We start from the raw sequence: 19,513 nt of genomic DNA, 5'->3' as shown, positions 1-19,513 counted from the left end.
GCAAAGAAAAGAAAAAACTAAAGGTTCGGATATAGGAAAACAGTGGGAATAGTTGAGCTATTTCCACCTTTTTGCTTTATTAATTTAGCTCTTACTTAGAACAAACCTTACCATGATCCGCGTGCGCGCCTTTTGTTTTTGCATCGGCCTCACTCATATATTCACCTACTTTTGTTTTGCCATAGGATTTGGTACCAAAGCAATGGTATACATTTGACTTGGTATTCAGCCAAACTTTGTCTGATGCACCGCCAGCTGCGGCTACCTTTACTTTAGCTGATGCCGTTGTTGCAGAAGAGGACGCAGCGACCGTGGCATTCGGTTTGATCGGATTCACTGTGTTGGATGCACTTTGTGCTGTTTGTGCAAAACTACTTGCAGCACTTAGTATGCTTGTTCCCAATATAAATGACGATATGAGTAATTTCATTGTTGTACTTTCAAGATTAAATTGAAAAAATTAGACCCCTCTATTTTGAGGGCGATTAACTATTTTTAGTTGCCAAGTGATAAATCCCTAGCAACAAGATTGCACCGACAACTGCACCAATGAAACCTGCTGATTCTCCAGCATGATACCAACCAATAAAATGTCCTAAATAGGTTGCGGCGACGGAACCTGCGATACCCAACAACACCGTCATAATAAACCCTCCAGGATTTTTCCCTGGAAGAATCATTTTAGCGATCGCACCAGCAACCAAACCAATCAAGATGGTCCAAATGATGTGCACAAGGTTCTCCTATATAAAATTAGAACTTAAAAAGGATACATAATTTATTTTTTACCAACTATTGAGTATTGTTAATTCATTAGGTTTTAAAATCAATTGATTTAACACACCTTGCTAAAGCCGACGTGTAACATTAAGGAATGCTTTAAGTACTACGATCACCTAAGCAACATCTGTCTAGATACTATGTCTGAGCTAAGTATCTTAGGGTAGGCTGAAATAGCACAATTTTGTGCTGTCTATGACGGAGTAAATATGAATATCGGTAATGTTACTCATTCGCCAGTAGCTCAACCATTGGCACAACCAATAACAAAGCAAAATCAAACCGTACAACAAACACGTTCTAGTGAAGAGGCAAAGGAATCTCCACAAGTACGCGCTCAAGAAGATGGCAAAGGAACCTCCATTAATACCTTCGCATGATAGGCAACAATAAAGAATGTCCAAAAAGCCAGCGTAAATCAATCGCTGGCTTTTTTATTGCTGTTGACCCTCAGATTAATCGAAGTCCTCAGTGTTAGCTAAGTCTGGGACATTACTCTTTTCACTACGCAAATATCTGCGGATTTCTTCAAGGAGATTCATCATGTTTCGTTTTACTAAAATTGCAATCGCTATCACGAGTTTAACAACGGTTAGTTTAGGTGCGTTTGCTTATGCAAACAAAGGAACGGAGAACGACGCAATAGCAGTAGCGAGTGCGAAAGTAACGATGGTACAGGCTGTCACGACCGCAGAACAGCATGCCAATGGAAAAGCATCTCGTGTTGAATACGAACAAAGTAAAGCTGGCTGGGTATATGACGTAGAGGTTGTTAGTGGAGCGAAAGTCTTTGACGTCAGAGTGGATGCTGAAAAAGGTAGCATCATTTCTTCTGTTGAAGACAAAGCGGATCGCGACGATGATCACGACAAACCAGACTAATTTATGATTAATAAATTGCCTCTAAATTTTAGAGGCAATTCTTGATTTAACCCTATGGAACAACTAAACCAAAATCTATTCCTTTGGCTCAATGCCTCAGCACATCCAATCCAGATCGTCGTTAGCTTAGCTATTTTTTTCGCAGAATATTGTATTTATTTGATTCCTATCTTCCTGATCATTACCTGGCTACGTGGTGATGAGTCCACACGAAAATTCCTATTAGAAGCCGTCTGTGCTGGACTAGTTGGATTGCTACTCAACCAGAGTATCAGCGCACTTTGGCAGCATCCTAGGCCATTCATGATGGGACTGGGTCGAACCTTGATTCCTCATGTAGCCGACTCATCATTTCCAAGCGATCATTTAACTTTGCTCTGGTCTGTATCGTTCAGCTTTTTAAGCTATCAACCTTTTCGATCAATAGGTGCTGCATTTACGTTACTTGGTTTACCTATGGCTTGGGCAAGAATTTATCTGGGTATTCATTTTCCACTCGACATGTTGGGTGCAATCTTGGTTGCCGTTTTAAGTGCTTGGTCAGGCTATATTCTATCGAGCTTGTATCTAGCTTTTACCTACAAAATCACTATCAGCATACATCACCTTCTTTTTAAAAAACTCATCCGAATCGGATGGGTAAAAAAATGACGCGTAGTTTGAGCTCCTATGGATAGCCTAAGTTTGAGGCTTCAAACTAGCACCAAGACGAACCAATTATATAAAAAAATTAACTCATGAATATGCTAACAACGCCACAACGATCACAGTTATTCAATAAAGTCCCCGAAGTGACACTCTCTTTCTGGATTATCAAAATCATGTCCACAACAGTGGGAGAAACTGGAGCCGATTTTCTTGCGGTCAACGCAGGTTTGGGCCAAGGAATAACGCGCGCAGTCATGGGGGCACTGTTAGTCGTAGCTCTGTTAATCCAATTACGTACACGCCGTTATACACCTTGGATTTATTGGTATACCGTGGTTCTGGTCAGCGTAGTGGGTACCTTAATTACAGATTTGCTCACCGATGGATTGGGTGTGAGCCTGTATATCAGTACGGCGGCGTTCGCCTTGCTATTGGGATTCATTTTTTTGATCTGGTATTGGGAAGAGCACAGTTTATCTATCCATCAGATTGTTACGCACAGCCGAGAATTATTTTACTGGTCGGCGATTCTCTGCACTTTTGCTTTAGGTACTGCAGCAGGAGATCTCGCTACGGAAGCCATTGGACTTGGCTTTGTATGGGGAACAATATTATTCGGCACGCTGATCGCTACTACCTATGCTATCTGGCGATTCGGTGGAAATGCTGTACTTACGTTCTGGATAAGTTACATCCTGACACGTCCGTTTGGTGCTGCGCTAGGCGATATGCTCACACAGGCAAAAACCTATGGCGGACTTGGTATGGGTGCGATGTGGACAAGTGCCTTATTCTTATCCGTAATCATCATCCTAGTAGTCTTCGCTCAATGTAGTGCGAACAGTGATCAGCAAGCACAACTCTCAAAATAACATCAAATCACCATCAATTAAGGAATTATCGTGACTCACCTGTATTCACTTACTCGCGTCCTTGCTACGATTTCAGTAGCAACTTCTTTGGTCTTTGTTTCTGGATGCTCAAAACCTGAGACCGGTACTGCCGCAGTCACCAGTACATCGATAACAAGTCCAAGCTCCTCGACGGCAGCTCAATTACCCAATAAGACCGCTTCTAAATTAGGCGACTTATCTACATTTCGTGTGATCGCAGCTGACGTTTCTACCATCGTGGACAAGGATAATCTTACTGTCGCTAAAACTAGAATCAAGGATTTAGAAATCGCATGGGACGCCGCAGAGGCAGGTTTAAAACCTCGTGCTGCAAGTGATTGGCATGCCTTAGACAAGGCTATTGATCATGCCCTTAATGCACTTCGCGCAGACCCAGCAAATCAAGTTGACTGTAAAACTGCTATGTCTGAGTTGTTAAAAACCTTTGATACTCTTCAAGAGCCTCATTGAGACTACGATATGTCCATAAAAACTCTAATATGAATTTTCAGTCTGCATTGAACATTCCAAATTTTTTGGTCTATATTCCTTATTTAAATTCAGTGCGATTTCCGTTCAGTGCGATTTCCGCTTAGTATCAAATCGATTATGCTTAATTACAAAGCAAATCGATATTCATGACACTGATTAGGCAAAAAAAATGAGAATATTTCTTATTGAAGATGATCAGATGATTGGAGATGCTATCCAAGGTGCGTTAAAAGACGCCGCGTTTGCTGTGGATTGGATACGTCACGGGCAAGATGCTCTGTCTACGCTTCAAGCGCAACAATATGATCTCGTATTACTAGATTTAGGCCTACCCAAAAAAGATGGTTTTGACGTTCTGAGATCAATACGAGAGGACAATAATCCTATTCCCTTAATCGTCATTACGGCCAGAGATTCCCTAGACGACCGTCTGCGAGGCCTGGATAGTGGCGCTGACGATTATTTAGTAAAGCCATTTGAAATGGCAGAATTGTTCGCCCGTATGCGCGCGGTAATTCGGCGTAAAGGAGGAATAGCCGCTCCGTTAATGAGTAACGGTGACTTAACCTTAGATCCCGCCACACATGAAGCTAATTTTGAAGATGTGCGTGTTCGCCTATCAGCAAGAGAATTTGCGCTGCTCCAAGCGCTGTTGATACGTCCTGGTGCGATTTTATCTCGCACAGACCTTGAGGATCGTATCTATGGCTGGAACCAAGAGGTAGAAAGTAATGCGGTTGAATTTTTAATTCACTCTATTCGTAAAAAATTGGGCAATGCTGCGATAAAAAATGTTCGGGGGGTAGGATGGATGGTTTCAAAAGGAAATTGAAGCATTCATTGCAGTTTAAGTTATCTGTATGGTTGTGCGTGTCCATTATTATGGTCGCCATTGCAGCTGGAATATTCTCATTTGCCTCTGCATTTCAAGAGGCAAATGAACTACAGGATGATCAACTAAAGCAAATAGCGTCAATGTTAAGTCGCTATCGGCTTTCTACAGCGCAAACTAATAGCCAGGACAGCCTTACCAATATTGATCCCGACTCACGTGTAGTAGTTCAAGTATTACCCAATGACCCAAACGAACTATCAGCCGATTTAGATCATGGACTTGCTTTATCTTATAAGTTGCCTTTAGGCATACAGACAATCATCGTTGATGGTGAGTCATGGCGATTTTTTGTCAAGTCACTATCATCTGGCTCACGAATTGCTGTTGGTCAGCAGACTGCGGTTCGTGATGAGGTCGCTCGAGACAGTGCGTTTAGAACCTTGATGCCATTCTTAGTATTGATTCCACTTCTCTTGGTATTGATTCGAAATTTGATTCGCCAAATGTTTAGGCCGGTGAGACAATTAGCGTCTGATTTATTCGTTCGCTCCGAACATGATTTGAATGAAGTCAGTGACGATTACGTACCCTATGAAATTATCCCTTTTGTCACATCGATCAATCATTTGCTCTCTCGTGTCCGGCACACTATCGCGTTACAAAGACGGTTTGTTACCGATGCCGCACATGAGCTTAGATCTCCGTTAACTGCTTTATCCTTACAAGCAGAAAGATTATCTAATGCGGATATGTCCGATTCGGCAAGAGAGCGCCTGGTCACACTACAAAGGGGATTAAATCGCTCACGATTGTTGTTAGATCAATTGCTCATGCTAGCCCGGATGCAGGAACCCTCAAAAGGTAATCTAATAGAAATCTCAATTGGATTGGTGTTACGTCGTCTTTTAGAAGACCTAATGCCGCTAGCAGAAGAAAAAAATATTGATTTGGGCGTTGTCGGCAGAACAGATATTCACATATCAACAAATGAGTTTGATCTAACAATTTTACTCAAGAACATCGTAGAAAATGCAATTCGCTACACACCAAAGGGAGGACGTGTTGATATCTCGATTCACTCGAATGAATCAATCGTAATCATTCAAATTGTTGACTCGGGTCCTGGCATTCCAGACAACGAGTTGCAGAGAGTATTTGATCCTTTTTATCGAGTGCTAGGTAGTGACGAAATTGGTTCTGGGCTTGGGCTGTCTATCGTGCAATCCGTTGCTTTACGAATTGGTGCTGATGTTCAAATAGAAAATATCCGGTCAGAAGAGGGATTAATAGGATTAAGTGTAAAAGCAATATTTAACTTAAAATCTCATTAATCTAGTTAGATAAGATGCATTATCATGCGGCAAAAAAGAGTTGAAACGGCTATTTTTTGACTTAATTACTTCAACCGACAAAGCAAAATTCAAAAATATAACGAAAAGTTGATTTAAACAATTTCATCTACTGATGACTACTTAGATTGTTTCTTAATTTTTTGTGAATTATGAATCAGGAAAATTTTCAAAAATTACTAAATTTAACCATAAAAAGCATTAGTATTCATATTCGTTTCAAATCTTAAATTTAATTTTCACAGGAAAGTTCTATCAATGCGTTATCAATTAATTTGCCAAAATGAAGCACAAGAAATTACAAAAACAGTAGAAGCTGGTGATGATTTTTTGAATTCATTTAACAAAGCTGCCGTACTTCGTCATGAGCTAAATGCTCCATATCAAATAGATGTTGTTTCTGTGAGCCATGATGGTCAAGAACATAAACTAGCTCAGCTTGGTGGATTTTCTTAATTCATTTCACGATATAAATTTTCAGACATTACTTTCGCTGAGCATATTTTTTGAATATCTTTTGGTGGGCTGATGTTTACCCATAAAAAGATTTTTCAATAATGCTATGTATTGAAAAATCAAATTAATATGACAGACGCCTGCGAACTTATTAAAAATTTCAATACAGGTCGAGAGCAAGAGCGTTTAGTATTGAAATACAAAAAAATGCGAAGCGATGCTTTCGTATTTTTACGAGGCACATGTCATTTATTTTATGACCGGCTTCCAAAAGAAAATATCTTTAATGACGCACCTCTTGTTTGGTGTTGTGGTGATTTACATTTAGAAAATTTTGGAAGCTATAAGGGTAATAATCGTCTTACCTATTTTGATATCAATGATTTTGATGAGGCTGCGCTCGCCCCCTTAACTTGGGACCTGGTGAGACTTCTTACTAGTATTCTGATTGGCTCGGTCAGCCTTGGAATTAAGAAAAAAGATGCGCAGTTATTAGGCGATGTTTTTTTAACGTCCTATCGATCAACGCTCTCATCAGGCAAAAGCTACTGGGTGGAGAGAGAAACTGCTGATGGAAAAATCCGCCTGTTACTTGACAATCTCAGAGAACGTAAACGATCTGCATTCTTAAATAAAAGAACGGATACACTAAAAGGCAAACGTAAATTAAAGGTTGATGGGCAAAGAGCGCTCCCGGCGTCATTACGCCAGTTTGATTTAATTGCTGAGTTCATGAGTGGATACGCTAAAACTCAGGCTGATCCCAATTTTTTTCGTCCCATTGATATTGCTAGACGTGTGGCCGGCACTGGTAGTCTGGGGCTCGATCGTTATATCATTTTGATCAATGGCAAGGGACATCTAGATGGTAACTACTTACTCGATCTCAAAGCATCTTCACCCTCGTCTTTAGTCTCTCATTTAAGAGTTAAGCAACCAAAATGGCAAACTGAATCACATAGAACACGTGAACTACAGTCTCGACTACAAGCAGTATCTATGTCTTTTTTAGAATCTGTCAAAATACAAAAAACAGATTACCTTTTAAGAGCACTTCAACCAGTTGAAGACAGAATTATTTTAGATCGTTCTATGAACTCCATGAGTGAGCTGGAGAACATACTTCATGCGATGGGGGAAATCGTTGCATCAGCACATATTCGTAGTACAGGAAGAGATGGCTCCACAATCACCGACGAACTTATCGAATATAGTCAAAATAATCAATGGCATACGCAAATATTAGCCTACGCTGACGATTGTGCTAGGCAAACTAATAAAGACTGGAAATCTTATATTTGTGCATTTGACGACGGTTTTTTTAATTTTTAACTATCGTTTGCCATTATTGTCCTCTAGTCGCCACTAATGTAATAGCTACACATTGTTAATAACCCACTGAGACTGTTGGCATCAGGTCTTGCCACTAATATGGCATGTACCTCGGCTATTTGTGTCTTACTCGGAATTAGCTCCGTGGGACTGTGACACATCCAGTCAATAAGAAGCTTTTTTACGCTGTCAATGTCTGCATTCGCAACTTGATCACGCGTCGGAACGTAGCAGCAGTAATTCGCATTTTTTTGATATTTTTTTGCCTTTTGTGCAGCATCCAAATTCTGTTTTGGAACACCAAAGCGTTTGTAATTTTCTGACATTTTTCAGTACACCGATGAACTGGAAATATGTTCTGGTTGGGCGTTTTTCAAAAGTACATTCGCAGCCAATTTAGCCATCTCGTCGACACTAAGATCACTAATCTTAACCCAACTATTTTTTTGAATCCCAGCTTCTATCAAAACTTTTTGTACTGGAAATTTCAAGCGAGAGAAAAAAACATATCTACGAATAACCGACATCTCATCGCAAAAATTGATGATCGCCTCTACACTGGAACTATCAAGATCAGGCGACTCTTCTAAACTAATAATAGTAATTTTTGCATCTTCTCCAGCCAAAGAAATGTAATTTTTTGCCAAACTAAAAATACGTTCAGCATTCGCAAAAAAAAGGCCTGACTCTGGCCTTAAAATCAAAATTCCGTGAATCGATTGTGCGTTTGGATATGTCGCTTTACTGACAAAGTCATGTCCACCATTTAATCGCCCTAAAATAGACAGCGCAGACTCAGATAAACGCTTCAACAGCATTATCAGACTAACTCCTATGGCGACCAGCAACCCATCTAATACGCCCAAAAACAGTACTGAAACAACTGCCGCTATGACGACAAATCGATCTCGACGTAATTTGAAGTAAGGATAAAAAGTTGAAGGTCGCAATGTATGGCTTACTGCATGAATTACTATGGCAGCTAGAACTGGCTCTGGTGTCATGGCAATTAAGGGTAACAAGGTTAATACAATCACAAATAGCGTCATCAAAGCACTTAATCCAGCGATACGTGATGTCGCGCCATTCGCTTCATTAGCAGATGTTGCAGAAAATCCAGCGCCAACAGGCATTCCATGAAACAAGCCAGAAACGATATTTGAGAAACCGATAGCTAACAAGTCGCGGTTTGGTGAGACTTGATCGTTATGTTTCATTGCGAAATTACGAATAGAACTATAAGACTCTGCATATAAGATCATCAACATAGCAATGCTCATTTCCCCTATTCGTAACCATTCCAGATAAGACATCGTTGGCAGAGAAGGTGATTCTAGACGAAGATCGATATCTCCAACGTATCGGATATCGTAATGAGAAAGATCAAACCATTTACCAAGAAGAATACTGAGAAGAATAACGATTAAGCCTCCCGGCAGTTTAGGTACTCTAGAAAATATAAATAGTGAAATTAGTGAGACGATTCCGACAACACCCGAAATCCAATTCCACGAATGTATTTGCCCAAATAGATCGTTAAAAATACGAATAATATCCGTATGATGTAAGCGAATTTGAAGGATATTGGCAGCTTGCTTGATGATGATGATAAGAGCAAGTCCAAACGCAAATCCACGCAACACGGGCTTCGCAATAAAATCGGAAATACTACCTAATTTACAAACTCCAGCCAAAATAAAAAAGACTCCTGTCAACAATACGAGCCCCACGGCAATATCCAGGCGCATCGTACTGCTTCCGGTAGACATTGCGGCGGATGCGGAAGCAAGTACTGCGGCCGATGACGAAGTTGCAGCAACAATTGCAAATCGACTATTACCTATCAATCCATAGCAAGCGAGCCCGGCAAACAATGCAACGATACCCGCCTGAGCAGGAAGATTCGCGATGCTTGAATAAGCAACTGCCTCAGGAAGTAATAACCCTGCGAGCGAAATTCCCGCAATAATATTTATACCCCAACTATTATTTTTCATTTTCATATTTGACATTCAGAAGACACTATTTTTTAACAGTCTCACTATTAACCGCCACCCATTGAATGACTTACAGTTTGTTGCAACTTGGTGAAACTATTCCGTCATCGAATTTAACATGAGCATCGTTAATGTGAACAAGACATTCAACGTCTTAATCTACTTAAAAAGGGAAGCATAATGAAGACGAAACTCATTTTTACGACATTGATGACAGTACTTTCTATATCGGCATTCGCCCAATCAACGACATCTAATGCCGTTGAGCAGGTCAAACAAGATAACAAAGAAATACATCAAGATAATAAAGATATTCACCAAGATAAGCGTGCTATCGGTAAAGATAAAAAGGAGTTATCTGAGGATCGTCAGAGACGCAATATGGACCAACGCGTGGAAGATAAAGACATTAAAAACGGTAATTTGGTTGGTGCTGAAAAAATGGAAAAGCGCCGTGAACATGAACAACATGAAATAAATCATGAGAAACATGATCTAAAAAAAGATAAAAAAGAACTTCATCACGATCGTAAAGAGCGAAATGAGGATGTAAATCAGCGGAATAAGGATGCCGCACAAATCAAGTAATTAATTCAACTCCCTCAAATTTGCAATTCATCAGATCAAGGGTAGTAGTATAGGAAACGATACTACTACCGTCAGTCCTTTATCGGCAGACGTAGGTTGTAGTTGAATGGATGCCAAATGTTTGTCTACAATATTTTTAGCAATGGATAGCCCCAATCCACTCCCCCATGCTGCCGTGTGCTCGCATCGGTAGAATCGATTGAAAACTCGAGAATATTCATAAGACGGTATCCCTGGGCCATTATCTGATACGCGAAAAATAATTTTCTCGTTCTTGTTAATTAATGCTAATTCGATGACTCCATTTATTGATGTGTATCGAATCGCATTACTTAATAGATTCGACATCAAAACCCTTACATCGTCAGAATTTCCTAAAATATCAAAAGAGGCACCCTCCCAAGAAAAGCTTAAGTCAATTTTTTTGGCTGCAGCTAACTGATAATTATCGATCACAGTTTGTTCAGCTACAGATTTCAAATTAATTGGGACTTGCGGTCTATCGTTGGATCCGGGTTCGTTACGTGCGAGAGTCAACAGTTGGTGCACCAAGTTAGTTGCTCGATCAATTCGTTCATGAACTTTAGAGATTGCCACGTCTCTTTGATCGCTATCGGTAGCCATCTCAACTAGCTGAATCTGGAGTTTTAATGCAGTCAGAGGGGATCGTAGTTCATGTGCAGCATCTGCTATAAACTCTTTTTGCAGAGACGTAGAATAATTCAACCTTTTCAATAAATCGTTAAGCGACTCACATAGAGGCACTAATTCAGGAGATATTCCAGCAGTTGACACTGGATGCAAATCGTCCGGAGAGCGACTTCTGACATTGTTTGCCAGCATATTCAGCGGCATCAGGCATTTATTAACTGCCCCCCATATTAATAATATTAAGAGCGGCATCAAAACGATAAACGGAATCAAGCAACGAAAAGCCATTTCACCGACTAATATATCGCGCTCATAGACAGGTTGTGCCGCCTGCACAATATAATCTTGAGTACGTCGTACAAAAATGCGCCAAGCTATTTTATTAAATTCAACTGTTTGAAATCCATTGATTTTATGTACCGGTATTTGAACAGAATAATTAGAGGCATAAATCAACTTACCATCTAAATCCCATACCTGGAGTGAGAAATTTTCATGAAATTTACTATTATCTCCGGCTGATGGTATTGACATCATTGACATAGGAACCGACTGAGCAATTTGCATAAGCTGATCGTCGTAAAGTTCGTTTGTTTCCGTACTAATTTGGGTAAATAACAGCACACCACCGACAAGAGCATATAAGAGTGTTCCGCCTAAAAGCCAAAGCAATAATTTCTGACGAATTGTCTTCATAACTGCAATGGAATAACGTACCCGACGCCACGAACATTTTTAATAAAACCAATACCGAATTTTTTTCTTAAATGATGGATATAGACTTCAATCGTATTACTTTCTATCTCATCTTTCCAGCTATATAGCTTTTCTTCTAGCTGAGATTTAGAGACGACCTGACCGACAGGATCCATTAACGCATAAAGTAATCCGAATTCACGTGCAGACAAGCAGATCAGGCCCCCATGTAGTTTAACCTCATGGCTTGCGGGATCGAGGAATACGCCATGACAAGATAGAATCGGCTGAGCCCTACCTAACTTTCGACGCATGACCGCTCTTATCCTGGCAAACAATTCAATAAGATCAAAGGGTTTAACTAAGTAGTCATCTGCACCGGCATCTAGTCCCAGCACTCGATCATCTGTCGTATCTCTTGCGGTAAGAATAATGACAGGTGAGTTTCCGCCGTAGCGACGATATTCCTCGAGTACCTTTAATCCGGTTTTTTTTGGCAATCCCAAGTCTAGTAATACAAAATCATATACGTTAGACGATAACGCCAAGGACGCACTGATGCCATCCTTAACCCAATCAACAGCATAGAACTGACTTTGCAACCCCTCCTCAATACTGCCACCAATCATCGGATCATCTTCAACAAGCAAAATTCGCATAACGTTGCACTCACACTATTTTCAGGCTACAAAAAATAAAGAGAGCCGTTATGGCTGCAAACGACGCTCTTCTTTTTCAAATGGCCGTTCTATTTTTTTGCGAACGTCATAATCGTAAATGTATTATTCAGAATCGCGGGTAAGTATATTTTCTTTGATTTCATATCCATCGCCATGGTTTTTGCACCTTGCGCAGTTTTAATGTTTTCAACAAGGTCATAGTTATTAACATCTCGTTGATGAATCACTGATAGCGATCCTCCAGCATCACCATTTGAGGAAAAAATAGTTGACGTTTCTTGATCGTATATAACTGCATCTGGATGCTCACCAATATCAACTGCTGCCACTTTTTTACCAGTTTTAGCGTCGGTAACAATCATTTTTTTATTTTGACATACTGAAAACAGTCGTTCTCCATTGATATCAATAGCTAATCCAGTTGGCTCCTCACACCCATCTAAGTGCCACTTTGAAATCAATTTGTTTGTGGCGACATCAATTACATGGACTTCATTCTTGTCCTCAACGTTAAAATATATTTTACCGGCCTGATTACTGACAGAAAATTCTGGGCGTCCTGTTGTTGCAATGGTAGATATTACTTTCAAAGTTTTTGCGTCTATTACTGTTACGTCTGCAGATTTTCCATTAAACACAAAAAGCTTTTGACTGGCCGTCTCATAAAGTAAGGCATCGGGATTGAGTCCACTAATTTTTATTTCTTGCTTTACCACTAAAGAGTCAAGATCAAAAACTGTTACTGAATTGCTTTTGCCATTTGAAGTAAAGCCAATTTTCAAGTTCTCCGCAAATGCAACGCCATGAACACCTAAGGTATTTGGAATTTCACCGATTTGCTTACCCGAATTCACGTCGAGTATTTGGACATGGTCGGACTTAGTTAAAAATAAACGCTGACGAACTGGGTCTATGTCCAAATAATCCCATTTTGATATTTTCCCAAGAGACCACTGTTGAGCTAAGTTGTATCCAGATTCCGATGCGCTTACAAAGGGACTGACGAAAAGAGTCCCTAGTAATAAAGTTGCCATTGATGAAGATGTGATAATTGTGAGGTTCATTTTATTCTCGCGTAATTAATAATTGATATTGAGACCTATTTGGTAGGTAGCACCATAAAATTCACGTTGAATCGTCCTATTTGACGCACCTTCTGAGAATTGAAGTGGTGTATTAGTCAGATTCTTAGCGTTAAAGTAAATCGAGGTGTAGTCGTTTATCGCATATGAGCTACCGAAATCAACTGACGTACGTGCTTCTGAAAAATTATCAGAAGCACTACTACCACCAATTGCCCATAAGTTACGTGAGACATAATATGCGCCAAGTCGTAAATTTAAGCCATTTCGATCATAAGAAAGATTAGCATTTGCTGTTTGTTTCGATGTTGACGGCATTGAGGCAAATTCACCTGGTCGGATTTCAAAACGAGAATTGACATACGTATAATTAGCGCCAAAACCAAGCCCGCTCCACAAATCAGGGAGTGTTTTAAACTTCTGTTCATAATTGAATTCAATCCCAGTAGCACGGGATTTCCCAACGTTAGTGTATGAGTACACGTGCGCGACACCAACGAACCCAGCAAATAGTCCGTTATTGGGAAAAGTCTGATTGGTTAAATTGTTTGCGATATAGTTACTTATCTCTTTGTCAAAAATACCAATAGAAACAATACCCGAGTTAGATAAATATTTTTCAACAGAGATATCAAACGAATTCGCCGTAACAGGATTTAAATCTGGATTTCCTCTAGAAACTGTATTAGCACTTGGGTCGACATTGAGCGAAGCATTTACTTGATTGAAACCTGGTCGCGCAATCGTTGAAGAATAAGCTCCGCGCACAATAAGACCTTTTTCTAACTCATACCGAGCCTGCAGACTAGGGAAGAAATTTGTATATGACTTTCCCTGTCTTACGGGTGTAACGAATACGTTGCCGTTTATGTCAACACCCTTTCCGTTAGCATCATAGGTACCGTGAGTGCTTTCAATCCTGATACCGGTCACAACACCAAGCTTGTCGATGTTCATCTGATATTGACCATAGGTTGCATAGACATCTTCCTTGTCCTTCTGGTACTGGAGAGCGGCATTTACCTTGTTATTAGTGCTAATCGTTTGGTAACCAGACAAAAGCCTCTGAAGCACATCTGGGCTTAATTGCGGACCATTCTTATACGCTCCATCATAAAAGGTCACACTGGGTCCATAAGAAGCATCTGTCATTGAAAGTGCAGGGATCCCAAGATAAGAATAGGGTTGCCCGTTAACCTCTCTTGTACGTAGTCTTGTACTGATACCAAGCTTTAAACTTTCGGAATCAAACCTACCCCACGATACTGGAAACTTAACATTGATAGCGGTTGACCACTCTTTATCAGAAATATTTTGAGTACTATTTTGGAATTTAACTAAAGAATAATTGGACGGATTCAAATAATCTGTACCGGTAACGAATGCTGGCGTATTACCTGAACCAAGGTTGTTGTAGACGATAGTTGCAGTGCCACTTGGTGTGTAATTAAAGTCTGAGTTGTAGTCGTATTTTTTATCAAAGGATCCCTTAGTCATTCCTAACCGATAATCAATTACTTTGTCATCAAATTGATTTTTTCCACCGATAACGAATACTTGATTGTTAATAGTCTCTTTTTCTTGACGCAATGTTTTATCAAATCCATTTACTCCCAAGCCATCACTTAATCCGCCAGTGATTGACAAAGGATTGCCGTCAGGAGTGATTGTGAGACGTTGACGCAAAACAGTTTCAGTATAACCAGCATCGAATGCACGTATGTAGTAACTATTTTTTGAATCGGCTTGGTAGCCAAAGTCCATCCCGACACCGTGACGTTTTCGATTATATTGATACCAACGCTGGTCCCAACCAGCGTAAGCGAGTGCCGAGTTGATACCATCGTCAACGAATGCAGGTTCGACATCGTCTATACCGCGCTTATCTTCATAATATGCGCCGGTAATTACAACAGAAAATGGATTATCGGAATAGGCTGTTGCTATCGATTTGGTAGCGCCGTCCCCACCAAAACGTCCTCCTGCAGAGAAAGAAAGATCGGTAATACTGGTACGACGAAGTTGCTCTCGCCCAGTTCCAATACGTCCCTCAAAAAAGGGCTTCCCATTGAGTGGAGCAGTTTTAGGTGTAATCTCAATTGTGCCACCTAACGCTTCCGAATCCTGCTCGGGAAGATTCGTTTTTGTGACAGTAATTGCGCCAACCAATCCCGTTGGTATAGCATCTAATGCGACAGCTCGTCCGCCCGAAAATGGTGTCGCATTATTCGATGGAGGGAGACGCAAGCCTCCAAATGTTGTGCTATTTAAGTCTGCATCTAATCCCCTAATATTAATGAAACGCCCTTCTCCTGTATCGGTTTCAAGTGAGATGCCAGGAATTCGACGTACCGATTCTGCGATATTCACATCTGGCAACTTCCTCATCTCAGTCGCAGTCAATAAATTAATCAGGTTTGGCGCCTCCTCTTGTGCCTTACGAGCTACTCCATTTGACGTTCGTTGAGCTTCAATAACCACTGTTTCAATAGCTGAATTGTTTGCGTCGCCTTCAACAGCAAAAGCCGATGTCATAAAAATTTGTGAGATCAACATTGAGATCAACGTTTTTTTCGTATCTAATTTTCGCATGATATTTTTCAATAAAAATTAATAAGTACCGCGTAAAAAATACGAGCCAGATGAAATACAAATTCAAAGTTTCGCATCATAAATACGGGATGTAAATCTGGCGACTATTTACCAGTAGAAAATATCTCTCCAAAAACGATGTTTCTATCGCTATTCAGACAGGATCGAATAGTGACGACTGGTTTTTGGAAGATATTTGTGAACGAAGCTTAGGGAGTATTTATTACGAGAAAACTACATGTAATAAGGGAAAAAATAGTCGTTGTATTTACTTAAAATTAAGGAAATTTTAAGTATTAAGAGAGGATAATTTTTTCTTTTTTTATTTGTGGAAGCAATTAAAAGCCAAATCCATTTTATTAGGCTAATGTATTTCCAAATATTTTTTTCATATTTTCAACAATAAAACATGAAATAAAATATCGTATTTCGTTCGGTGGAACGCACCATTTTTAGTTTCTAAAACTCATTGTAGTACTCGAAACACCTTCCTTTTAGACAGGCAAAGCCAATATCGCCGAGATGAATTCCAAGAGCTAACGTAAAATAAATGTGACCTATTTTCTACAATCTAATTTAATAAGGTGGCGAGTAATAGTTACTGAATTATTCAATTCCATATTAATGAGAAATAGCTAACACGGTAAGCTGCAAAGAAATGTATTGAGGCATGCCGCTACTTACGCTTTTAATTTTTTAAATTTTAACTAAGTGTATTGATTAATTAGCCTTTTTTAGCATGACATGCTAAAAGCAACTATCTAGCTAATATCTCTAGACAACTAACTAGGATTAATTGTTTCGTTCAAGCTCAATGTTTTATCACAACAGAATTTCAAAAAATTACCATATGCAATCTTTATTCAATTCAGCCATTTTCAGTTATTTGAAATTTATTTATTTATTTATTTTTACTCTCGCACCAATACTTGCAAAAGCAGACGAACTAGCAAATACGCTGCAGATTCATTCTATAAGTGAGGAGACGAAATCAATAAAAAAGCATCGTCTAAAAAAACTGATTGAACATATGAATTCAGGTCAAGAAAACTTAAAACATCAATGTCGTTTTGAATCCGAAATTAGCATCCCTCCAACTCAGAAAAAAATATATCTTACTTTCGATGATGGTCCTGAACCAGGTCAAACGGAACATATTCTTGAAGTACTCAACAAGTATCACGTTCCAGCAACTTTTTTCATGATTGGTGAAAAAGTAGAATTACATCCTTCGTTAGTAAAATTAGTGCGGCAGTCGCCGTTAGCGTCAATAGGAAACCATTCCTGGTCGCACCCAAATTTTCATGACATTCTGGAAGAGAAACAAGTACTTGAAATCGAAAAAAGTTCAGCCTTATTTTTCCAGATTACAGATCAGCTTTTATTCCGTTATCCATACGGCAATTCCTCGTGTGAATCGAATCAATTACTAAAATCAAGAAATTATAAAATTATCGGATGGCATATTGATTCTTGTGACTGGGCATTTGATCACAAAGGATCGGTAGATCTTAAAGAGGCTTTAAGCTGTGGCGTTTTGCCACAAAATCGAAATAATTTTTTCCAACATGTTATTTCTACCGTCCAAGCGCATAACGGTGGGATTATTTTAATGCATGAAATTCATCCAAACACATTAAACCAATTGGACGCGTTAGTTCAAAAATTACTTGATGATGGATTCTCGTTTGGTATTCTTGGCGAGGATGAGTCCAAAGTTTTTTTTCATTAAAAATAGTACTGTTTTATTTAGCTAATTACTTGATTAAATAAGCAAATAGAGCACCTTGCCGCAAGCAAAGGGATATTAACGCGCTCTTCAAAGCGCTAGCTTTTAATCACCCTTCTCCTCCAAAGGACCGAGAGTTGAACCCAAAGAGATTAAAATCCCAAGCAAGCAATGCAAGCGCGCTCTGTAAAACGACCTTGGCAATATTGCTTTGCTAAACTTGGTTTTTCGATTTTTTTGTACTCTGCACAATTGTCTGAAGAGAGCCCAACCTCGGGTTGCTGAAACTTCACACCTTGCTGATCGGAAATACTGAGTCTGGAACCATTGTGGTCAGACCGCAGCTCAATTGCACTTCCCTTTGTCCATAGTTTTAAGGCGCTGGCCTGGCTCTCATCTGGCCCCGCAACAAACAAAGCTACTTGGCTGTATTTAGAGTCGAGGGTCAACATCGCGTTACTTCCCTCATCCTGAGTAACATAGCCACCACGTTCGATACCTTGCTCGTCGTAAAGTATTAATCCAGAGGCTTTTGACCCCCGTTTTGCAACGCGGCCGTCCGCCATAATAGCGTCCGGTAAATCGCCTCCTAATCGTGCTCGCACGGAACCCATTGAATCCACCACGATGATTTCCTTCGCCTTGATGCTTTCGAAAACCTCTTGCTTTAAACTTCCACCTGCAATCGCTCCTCCTCCAATCGCCAGAAGAAAACTAACCAACAAGAATTTATTTTGCCAGCTAAGTTGCTTACGTAGGCGAGCATTTTCCTGCTCGCACATCTGGACGCGCTCTTCTAAACTTTTCATTAAGCTTCCTTAGTAAAAGATACCTTGAAAACGCATCACCAAGCTATCTCTACGATTGGGTACACACTTTGCTTTTCTTCTATCTGATTAAAAAATATCGAGCAAAGCTACATCTCTTTTCACAGATAACATCCCGTTGAAGAAGAATTTGAACATGACCTGGTCAGTTTTATAAATCTTAAATTATCTAAAGAAGCCTTTTGTGACACCAAATTCGTTGTCTCTACGAAGGCGCCATCGTTTAGTTTCATACTGAAAAATAAGAAATTTATGGTCCTTCATAATTGCAAACCATCTTCTACGCTGTCTCAACAAAAATCCCGACACAATATTTCCACACGAGACTTGTAACTTTGGACAAACAGTGTCTCGTAGATACGTCGAATTCCATAACGTTACCGAAGTATCGGTAATATGCAAGTAACATTTATTAAGATCTAGAGCTTTTGGTAAGTTCAACCGAAACATATACGGTATCGATGAGGCATCTTAATAACGGGCAATGATCAATTTATGCAGTGATCCATATGAATTTTGAGTTCATATTACAGTTCGATAGAGCATATTCTTTGCGCTTTTTGCCGTCTGTAGTACGCCACCCTAATCTGGTTTTTCAATTTCAATTGTCGCTGAAAGATAAGCGCTTCCCACGGCTAGTTTATTGGGCGTAACTGGATCTACTCCTGCTCGTTCGCGGCAGCGTTTGCGCGATCGCAGGTACAGCGGTACGAATTCTCGCAATTGTATATGTATCGACGTACATCCATAAATACGAAAAATTCACTTCGATTAACTAAAAAAACGTAGTCGAATTGAGGCAATAGCAAGCCCTGCCAGCAAAGCCGATTGATGCTGGCAGTCAAGCACTTAAATATTCCAGCGCCCTTTGACCCACTCCCATTCATTACTATGCCATTTCCAGTGCCCTGGTATCCAATAATGATTAGGACTTGGCGCTATTGTAATTTGCTCTACAAGCATCGCGGGCATAGGGCGTACGCTGCCTTGATACCAATGTCCTG

20 protein-coding genes are annotated in these 19,513 nt (G+C 39.9%); 11 read left to right on the top strand and 9 right to left on the bottom strand.

The window, feature by feature from the left end:
* Positions 1-91: 91 nt before the first annotated feature.
* Together ACO0K4_RS12575 and ACO0K4_RS12570 are read right to left on the bottom strand one after the other, a co-directional pair.
* Positions 92-430, bottom strand: a complete 339-nt coding sequence (locus ACO0K4_RS12575) for a hypothetical protein (protein WP_422956981.1) — start codon at positions 428-430, stop codon at positions 92-94.
* A 55-nt stretch (positions 431-485) separates the two neighbouring features.
* Positions 486-734, bottom strand: a complete 249-nt coding sequence (locus tag ACO0K4_RS12570) for a GlsB/YeaQ/YmgE family stress response membrane protein (protein ID WP_422956980.1) — start codon at positions 732-734, stop codon at positions 486-488.
* Positions 735-989: 255 nt separating this feature from the next.
* Between ACO0K4_RS12570 and ACO0K4_RS12565 the strand changes: the two genes are divergently transcribed.
* The 9 genes from ACO0K4_RS12565 to ACO0K4_RS12525 all read left to right on the top strand — a co-directional run bounded on the left by ACO0K4_RS12565 (position 990) and on the right by ACO0K4_RS12525 (position 7,667).
* Positions 990-1,160 carry a hypothetical protein gene (locus ACO0K4_RS12565; RefSeq protein WP_422956979.1) on the top strand — a complete coding sequence of 57 codons (171 nt, stop codon included), beginning with the start codon at positions 990-992 and terminating at the stop codon, positions 1,158-1,160.
* Positions 1,161-1,323: 163 nt separating this feature from the next.
* Positions 1,324-1,662 (top strand): PepSY domain-containing protein, encoded by a 339-nt coding sequence (locus tag ACO0K4_RS12560; RefSeq protein WP_422956978.1) that lies wholly within the window; start codon positions 1,324-1,326, stop codon positions 1,660-1,662.
* A gap of 54 nt (positions 1,663-1,716) precedes the next feature.
* Entirely contained in the window at positions 1,717-2,313 is a 597-nt protein-coding gene (locus tag ACO0K4_RS12555; protein ID WP_422956977.1) for an undecaprenyl-diphosphatase, read from the top strand.
* 86 nt (positions 2,314-2,399) lie between these two features.
* Positions 2,400-3,182, top strand: a complete 783-nt coding sequence (locus ACO0K4_RS12550; protein ID WP_422956976.1) for a hypothetical protein — start codon at positions 2,400-2,402, stop codon at positions 3,180-3,182.
* Positions 3,183-3,212: 30 nt separating this feature from the next.
* Positions 3,213-3,674, top strand: coding sequence for a hypothetical protein (locus ACO0K4_RS12545; RefSeq protein ID WP_422956975.1), 462 nt, complete (start codon positions 3,213-3,215; stop codon positions 3,672-3,674).
* A gap of 190 nt (positions 3,675-3,864) precedes the next feature.
* Positions 3,865-4,527 carry a response regulator transcription factor gene (locus tag ACO0K4_RS12540; RefSeq protein WP_422956974.1) on the top strand — a complete coding sequence of 221 codons (663 nt, stop codon included), beginning with the start codon at positions 3,865-3,867 and terminating at the stop codon, positions 4,525-4,527.
* A 38-nt stretch (positions 4,528-4,565) separates the two neighbouring features.
* Entirely contained in the window at positions 4,566-5,861 is a 1,296-nt protein-coding gene (locus ACO0K4_RS12535) for an ATP-binding protein (protein WP_422956973.1), read from the top strand.
* Positions 5,862-6,137: 276 nt separating this feature from the next.
* Complete coding sequence (locus tag ACO0K4_RS12530; RefSeq protein ID WP_422956972.1) at positions 6,138-6,335, top strand: hypothetical protein; 198 nt, start codon at positions 6,138-6,140, stop codon at positions 6,333-6,335.
* A gap of 111 nt (positions 6,336-6,446) precedes the next feature.
* Positions 6,447-7,667 carry a DUF2252 domain-containing protein gene (locus tag ACO0K4_RS12525; RefSeq protein ID WP_422956971.1) on the top strand — a complete coding sequence of 407 codons (1,221 nt, stop codon included), beginning with the start codon at positions 6,447-6,449 and terminating at the stop codon, positions 7,665-7,667.
* A gap of 329 nt (positions 7,668-7,996) precedes the next feature.
* Here the strand turns inward: ACO0K4_RS12525 and ACO0K4_RS12520 are convergent, their stop codons facing one another.
* Positions 7,997-9,670: a SulP family inorganic anion transporter gene (locus tag ACO0K4_RS12520; RefSeq protein ID WP_422956970.1), complete on the bottom strand. Its 1,674-nt coding sequence runs from the start codon at positions 9,668-9,670 to the stop codon at positions 7,997-7,999.
* Positions 9,671-9,844: 174 nt separating this feature from the next.
* Here ACO0K4_RS12520 and ACO0K4_RS12515 point away from each other — a divergent pair, with 174 nt between their 5' ends.
* Entirely contained in the window at positions 9,845-10,252 is a 408-nt protein-coding gene (locus tag ACO0K4_RS12515) for a hypothetical protein (RefSeq protein WP_422956969.1), read from the top strand.
* Between the two features lie 30 nt (positions 10,253-10,282).
* Here the strand turns inward: ACO0K4_RS12515 and ACO0K4_RS12510 are convergent, their stop codons facing one another.
* The 4 genes from ACO0K4_RS12510 to ACO0K4_RS12495 form a co-directional block, all read right to left on the bottom strand.
* The gene (locus ACO0K4_RS12510; protein WP_422956968.1) at positions 10,283-11,599 is read right to left on the bottom strand and encodes an ATP-binding protein; all 1,317 of its coding nucleotides are present in this window, start codon (positions 11,597-11,599) and stop codon (positions 10,283-10,285) included.
* On the bottom strand, positions 11,596-12,258 hold the full coding sequence (locus tag ACO0K4_RS12505) for a response regulator (protein WP_422956967.1): 663 nt from the start codon (positions 12,256-12,258) through the stop codon (positions 11,596-11,598). Before ACO0K4_RS12505 ends, ACO0K4_RS12510 begins: the two co-directional genes overlap by 4 nt.
* 89 nt (positions 12,259-12,347) lie before the next feature.
* Positions 12,348-13,343: a YncE family protein gene (locus ACO0K4_RS12500; RefSeq protein ID WP_422956966.1), complete on the bottom strand. Its 996-nt coding sequence runs from the start codon at positions 13,341-13,343 to the stop codon at positions 12,348-12,350.
* Positions 13,344-13,358: 15 nt separating this feature from the next.
* Positions 13,359-15,953, bottom strand: coding sequence for a TonB-dependent receptor (locus ACO0K4_RS12495; protein WP_422956965.1), 2,595 nt, complete (start codon positions 15,951-15,953; stop codon positions 13,359-13,361).
* 850 nt (positions 15,954-16,803) lie between these two features.
* On the opposite strand from ACO0K4_RS12495, the gene ACO0K4_RS12490 reads away from it, so the two are divergent.
* Positions 16,804-17,685, top strand: a complete 882-nt coding sequence (locus ACO0K4_RS12490) for a polysaccharide deacetylase family protein (protein WP_422956964.1) — start codon at positions 16,804-16,806, stop codon at positions 17,683-17,685.
* Positions 17,686-17,834: 149 nt separating this feature from the next.
* Here the strand turns inward: ACO0K4_RS12490 and ACO0K4_RS12485 are convergent, their stop codons facing one another.
* A complete protein-coding gene (locus ACO0K4_RS12485) occupies positions 17,835-18,491 on the bottom strand; it encodes a hypothetical protein (RefSeq protein WP_422956963.1) in 657 nt (218 codons plus the stop codon).
* Positions 18,492-19,358: 867 nt separating this feature from the next.
* Complete coding sequence (locus tag ACO0K4_RS12480) at positions 19,359-19,472, bottom strand: hypothetical protein (protein ID WP_422955401.1); 114 nt, start codon at positions 19,470-19,472, stop codon at positions 19,359-19,361.
* Between the last annotated feature and the right edge of the window lie 41 nt (positions 19,473-19,513).

It is taken from the genome of Undibacterium sp. RuTC16W (assembly GCF_049339445.1).
In the GTDB taxonomy this organism is placed as follows: Bacteria; Pseudomonadota; Gammaproteobacteria; order Burkholderiales; family Burkholderiaceae_D; genus Undibacterium.
Note: the sequence above shows the minus strand (reverse complement) of the source record. Positions and strands in the feature narration are given on the sequence as shown.

Bases quoted from the DNA above. Each gene is read 5' to 3' on its own strand.
- ACO0K4_RS12510 (WP_422956968.1), bottom strand. From the start codon at position 11,599: ATGAAGACAATTCGTCAGAAATTATTGCTTTGGCTTTTAGGCGGAACA.
- ACO0K4_RS12490 (WP_422956964.1), top strand. From the start codon at position 16,804: ATGCAATCTTTATTCAATTCAGCCATTTTCAGTTATTTGAAATTTATT.
- ACO0K4_RS12485 (WP_422956963.1), bottom strand. From the start codon at position 18,491: ATGAAAAGTTTAGAAGAGCGCGTCCAGATGTGCGAGCAGGAAAATGCT.
- ACO0K4_RS12530 (WP_422956972.1), top strand. From the start codon at position 6,138: ATGCGTTATCAATTAATTTGCCAAAATGAAGCACAAGAAATTACAAAA.
- ACO0K4_RS12560 (WP_422956978.1), top strand. From the start codon at position 1,324: ATGTTTCGTTTTACTAAAATTGCAATCGCTATCACGAGTTTAACAACG.
- ACO0K4_RS12480 (WP_422955401.1), bottom strand. From the start codon at position 19,472: ATGCTTGTAGAGCAAATTACAATAGCGCCAAGTCCTAATCATTATTGG.
- ACO0K4_RS12575 (WP_422956981.1), bottom strand. From the start codon at position 430: ATGAAATTACTCATATCGTCATTTATATTGGGAACAAGCATACTAAGT.
- ACO0K4_RS12500 (WP_422956966.1), bottom strand. From the start codon at position 13,343: ATGAACCTCACAATTATCACATCTTCATCAATGGCAACTTTATTACTA.
- ACO0K4_RS12540 (WP_422956974.1), top strand. From the start codon at position 3,865: ATGAGAATATTTCTTATTGAAGATGATCAGATGATTGGAGATGCTATC.
- ACO0K4_RS12505 (WP_422956967.1), bottom strand. From the start codon at position 12,258: ATGCGAATTTTGCTTGTTGAAGATGATCCGATGATTGGTGGCAGTATT.
- ACO0K4_RS12520 (WP_422956970.1), bottom strand. From the start codon at position 9,670: ATGAAAATGAAAAATAATAGTTGGGGTATAAATATTATTGCGGGAATT.
- ACO0K4_RS12515 (WP_422956969.1), top strand. From the start codon at position 9,845: ATGAAGACGAAACTCATTTTTACGACATTGATGACAGTACTTTCTATA.
- ACO0K4_RS12550 (WP_422956976.1), top strand. From the start codon at position 2,400: ATGAATATGCTAACAACGCCACAACGATCACAGTTATTCAATAAAGTC.
- ACO0K4_RS12495 (WP_422956965.1), bottom strand. From the start codon at position 15,953: ATGCGAAAATTAGATACGAAAAAAACGTTGATCTCAATGTTGATCTCA.
- ACO0K4_RS12565 (WP_422956979.1), top strand. From the start codon at position 990: ATGAATATCGGTAATGTTACTCATTCGCCAGTAGCTCAACCATTGGCA.
- ACO0K4_RS12555 (WP_422956977.1), top strand. From the start codon at position 1,717: ATGGAACAACTAAACCAAAATCTATTCCTTTGGCTCAATGCCTCAGCA.